Annotated in this window: 3 protein-coding genes, 1 tRNA gene and 1 pseudogene; 1 reads left to right on the top strand and 4 read right to left on the bottom strand. The window is 66.2% G+C overall.

Annotated elements, in window-relative coordinates; translation table 11 throughout:
* Positions 1-50: 50 nt before the first annotated feature.
* Positions 51-587: an outer membrane lipoprotein gene (locus ACYP5B_RS17650; RefSeq protein ID WP_459570534.1), complete on the bottom strand. Its 537-nt coding sequence runs from the start codon at positions 585-587 to the stop codon at positions 51-53.
* A gap of 286 nt (positions 588-873) precedes the next feature.
* On the opposite strand from ACYP5B_RS17650, the gene ACYP5B_RS17645 reads away from it, so the two are divergent.
* Positions 874-963 (top strand) — tRNA-Ser (locus tag ACYP5B_RS17645).
* Positions 964-1,204: 241 nt separating this feature from the next.
* Here ACYP5B_RS17645 and ACYP5B_RS17640 read toward each other — a convergent pair.
* The 3 genes and pseudogenes from ACYP5B_RS17640 to ACYP5B_RS17630 all read right to left on the bottom strand — a co-directional run.
* Positions 1,205-1,579 carry a hypothetical protein gene (locus ACYP5B_RS17640; protein ID WP_400093861.1) on the bottom strand — a complete coding sequence of 125 codons (375 nt, stop codon included), beginning with the start codon at positions 1,577-1,579 and terminating at the stop codon, positions 1,205-1,207.
* A 150-nt stretch (positions 1,580-1,729) separates the two neighbouring features.
* Complete coding sequence (locus tag ACYP5B_RS17635) at positions 1,730-2,683, bottom strand: Bug family tripartite tricarboxylate transporter substrate binding protein (protein ID WP_459570553.1); 954 nt, start codon at positions 2,681-2,683, stop codon at positions 1,730-1,732.
* Between the two features lie 164 nt (positions 2,684-2,847).
* A pseudogene (locus tag ACYP5B_RS17630) lies at positions 2,848-3,683 on the bottom strand (enolase C-terminal domain-like protein); the annotation flags it as partial.

Below are 3,683 nucleotides of genomic sequence, written 5' to 3'. Positions count from 1 at the left end.
GGCCGTTTTGCTGGCGGTTTGCTCGCGTACTGGCCGCGCAGCGATGCCGCTCAGTACGGCGTCGCCATGTCGTTGGCCACCTGGGCCCGGGAGCCAATGCGCAGGTTGCTGACATCGCGCTGCGTCACGGTCGCCATGCGGCCATCGTCCAGCCGCACGTTGACGCGATAGACGGTCTGGGTGCTGCTGCCGGCACGCTTCTCGATCTGGTTGCCCGCCACGCCACCCACCACCGCGCCGCCGATGGTTGCAACGGTATTGCCGGTGCCCCCGCCGATCTGGTGGCCCAGCAAGCCGCCGGCCACGCCGCCGATCACGGTGCCGAGCAAGCCCGAGCTGTTTTGCTGCGTCGTCACGGGCTCGATCGATTCGACCCGGCCATAAAGTACCGAATTCGCGGGTGCCTGGTAGGTGCTGGTGCCCGGGGGCGGGGGCGGTGCCTGGTACGCTGCTTGCTGCGGCGCACCGTAGCCACCGCCATAACCGCCGCCATAACCGCCGCCATAGCCACCACCCGGCGCCGCGCAACCCGCCAAGCCAACCACCGCGGCGGCCGCCGTCACGCTCAACAGAGTCTTGCCGTTCATTGCTTCTTCTCCTCGATTGACTGCTACTGCATGGAACAGGAGGGAGCGCCCGCATGAGCGCGATTCCCCCTCACGCATGATAGGAGCATGAAACCGGATTTAAGGTTCCGCCGTGTCCGACAGACACCGACAAGCTCACAGGCATCTTCTCATGCCACCCACGTCGCGCGGCCTTGCTATAATGCGCGGCGCTGGCCGTTGCGCCAGCGTCAAAGCAGCACGCAGCACGGACGGGGGCCGTCCCGGTTCGCGCTACAATGCCTGCTCTTCCTTTCGGAACCCTCCCGGAAGCGTGGCCGAGTGGTTTAAGGCAGCAGTCTTGAAAACTGCCGATGGGGTGACCCATCCGTGAGTTCGAATCTCACCGCTTCCGCCAGAATTTTTCTCCGCGGCGCAGCCGTTGCTCCGTTGCTTGTGGGAATTATCCTCACAACGATTCAGACGCTTCCCGACAGTACCGCAACCCGTTACGCGATAGATTGGCGGCTCCCCCTCAAGACATCGCCACACGGAGCCGCAGTGCTAGACCTTATCGTAATGACCCTTGGCATCGTGGCGCTCGCGCTGATCATCCACAAGTGCAGCCATCTCGGCTGAATCGGTCCGCACTGCGCGGTTCATCCTGGCTCGGCCGGCGCCGTCAGCAAGCGATACGCCTGCTCCTGCGTAATGCCCAGCCGGTAGTGCCGGGCCAGCATGCGCGCGAAGTGATGTGCGGCGCCCGGCTCGCAGTGCCTGAGTTGCTCGCGGTAGGCCTCCAGCTCGAAACGCAGCCGCCAGCGCGGGCTCGCCAGGTAGAGCACGCCCATCAGGCCGCACCAGCGCCAGAACTGCCGCACATGCACCTTCTCATGCTCGATCAGCGCGTGGCTCACGCCGGGCCGCACCAGGATCAGCGGCCCCGGCGCGAAGCCGTCGAACCCGCGCGGAATCAGCCATCGGGACCTGGTCTCGATCAGCAGGCAGAGGGGCGATTTGCAAAAGCGGATCATGGCCGGGGTCGAAGGCGCGCATCGATGAACATAAACCAAGCCTATCAGGTCGCGCCGGCCCGCGCCTGAACCCAAATCCGCCCGTCCGCACCAAATAAAAACGCCCCACCGTCGGCGGGGCAAAGAGCAATGCGTGGGCGCAAGCCGCGCTTAGTCGATGCTGATCTTGCCGGCTTCGATCACGCCCTTCCAGCGCTGGAGTTCCTGCTTCTCGAACTGTTCGAACTGCTCCGGCGTATTGGCGACCACCTCGAAGCCGTTCTCGGCCAGCTTCTGGCGCATCTGCGGCTCGCCCAGCGAGCCGACCAGCGCGGCATGCAGCCTGGCCTTGAGGTCCTTGGGCAGCCCGCGCGGCGCGGCCACGGCTTGCCACGAATACACGTCCACATCCTTCACGCCGCCCTCCGCCATGGTGGGCACGTTCGGCAGCACCGCCGAGCGCTTGTCGCCGGTCACGGCCAGCGCCTTGAGCTTGCCGCTGCGGATATGCTGGAGTACCGCGTTCACGTTCTGGAACGAGACGTCCACCTGGCCGGCGAGCAGGTCGGAGATGGCCGGCGCCCCGCCCTTGTAGGGAACGTGAAGCCCGTCGGTGCCGGATTTTTGCCAGAACAGCGCGGCCGTCAGATGGTCCGACGAACCGGCGCCGGAGCTGGCGAACGCCACCTTGCCCGGATTCTTCTTCATGTACGCGACCAGTTCCTGCAAGTTCTTCGCGGGGAAATCAGGCTTGGTGACCAGCACGTTGGGCGCGCGCACGGCCACCGTCAGCAGGTCGAAGTCCTTGGCCGGGTCATAGCCCAGGTTCCTTTGCAGGAACGGGTTCACGGCATAGACGCCGATCGATGCCACCAGCAAGGTGTAGCCATCGGCAGGCGCGCGCTTGACCATGGTCGCGCCGATGGCTCCGGTTGCGCCCGGGCGATTGTCGATCACGAACGGCTGGCCCAGCTTTTCATTGAGCGGCACCGCCAGCATGCGCGCGATGGTGTCGGTGGAGCCGCCCGCGGGGAACGGCACCACCACGGATACGGCCTTCTGGGGCCATGCCGGCGCGGCGGCCGCGGTGCTGGTCACGGCGCCTGCGGCGGCCAGTGCCGTCATGGTGGCCAGCATGGCCGCGGCAAGCCGGCCGAACTTGCGCCGCGCGGGTGCGGCAAGCGTGCCGGCGGTAGCGGGCCGGGCGTATGGTTTGTTCATGGTTGTCTCCTGGTTTTTGCTGGTCTTTTCGTTGGCTTCTAGTATTCGTGACGGGCCAGGGATGCCGCTCACCGGACCATGCAGGGCGCCTTGTTGTTGAAGGTCCAGCCCGGGATCAGGAACTGCATGGCGACGGCGTCGTCGCGCGCACCCAACCCCATGTTCTTGTAGCGCTCGTGCGCCAGCGCCAGTTGCTCCATATCGAGCTCGACGCCCAGGCCCGGCTCGGTCGGCACGGCCACCTTGCCGTTCTCGATCTTCAGCGGCGCCTTGGTCAGGCGCTCGCCGTCCTGCCAGATCCAGTGGGTGTCGATGGCGGTGACGCGGCCCGGCGCGGCGGCGGCCACGTGGGTGAACATGGCCAGCGAAATATCGAAATGGTTGTTGGAGTGCGAGCCCCAGGTCAGGCCCCACTCGGCGCACATCTGCGCCACCCGCACCGAGCCCTGCATGGTCCAGAAATGCGGATCGGCCAGCGGAATGTCCACGGATTGCAGGCGCACCGCGTGGCCCATCTGGCGCCAGTCGGTCGCGACCATGTTGGTGGCGGTGGGCAGGCCGGTGGCGGTACGGAACTCGGCCATGATCTCGCGGCCCGAATAACCGTCCTCCGCGCCGCAAGGATCTTCGGCATAGGCCAGCAGGCCATGCTTGTCGCGGCACAGGCGCACGGCTTCGGCCAGCGACCACGCGCCGTTGGGGTCCAGCGTGATGCGCGCCTTGGGGAAGCGCTCGGCGAGCGCCAGGATGGCTTCCATCTCTTCGTCGCCGCGCAGCACACCGCCCTTGAGCTTGAAGTCGTTAAAGCCATAGCGCTCATAGGCAGCCTCGGCCAGCCGTACCACGCCCTCGGCGTTCATCGCGGCTTCATTGCGCAGGCGGAACCAGTCGTTGTCGGCCTCGG

The organism is Cupriavidus sp. 8B, from assembly GCF_054589115.1.
The sequence above is the reverse complement of the archived record's forward strand: the minus strand, read 5'-3'. Positions and strand labels throughout refer to the sequence as shown.

What these genes read in the sequence shown, in the direction of transcription:
- ACYP5B_RS17640 (WP_400093861.1), bottom strand. Translation starts at nt 1,579, where the DNA reads ATGATCCGCTTTTGCAAATCGCCCCTCTGCCTGCTGATCGAGACCAGG.
- ACYP5B_RS17635 (WP_459570553.1), bottom strand. Translation starts at nt 2,683, where the DNA reads ATGACGGCACTGGCCGCCGCAGGCGCCGTGACCAGCACCGCGGCCGCC.
- ACYP5B_RS17650 (WP_459570534.1), bottom strand. Translation starts at nt 587, where the DNA reads ATGAACGGCAAGACTCTGTTGAGCGTGACGGCGGCCGCCGCGGTGGTT.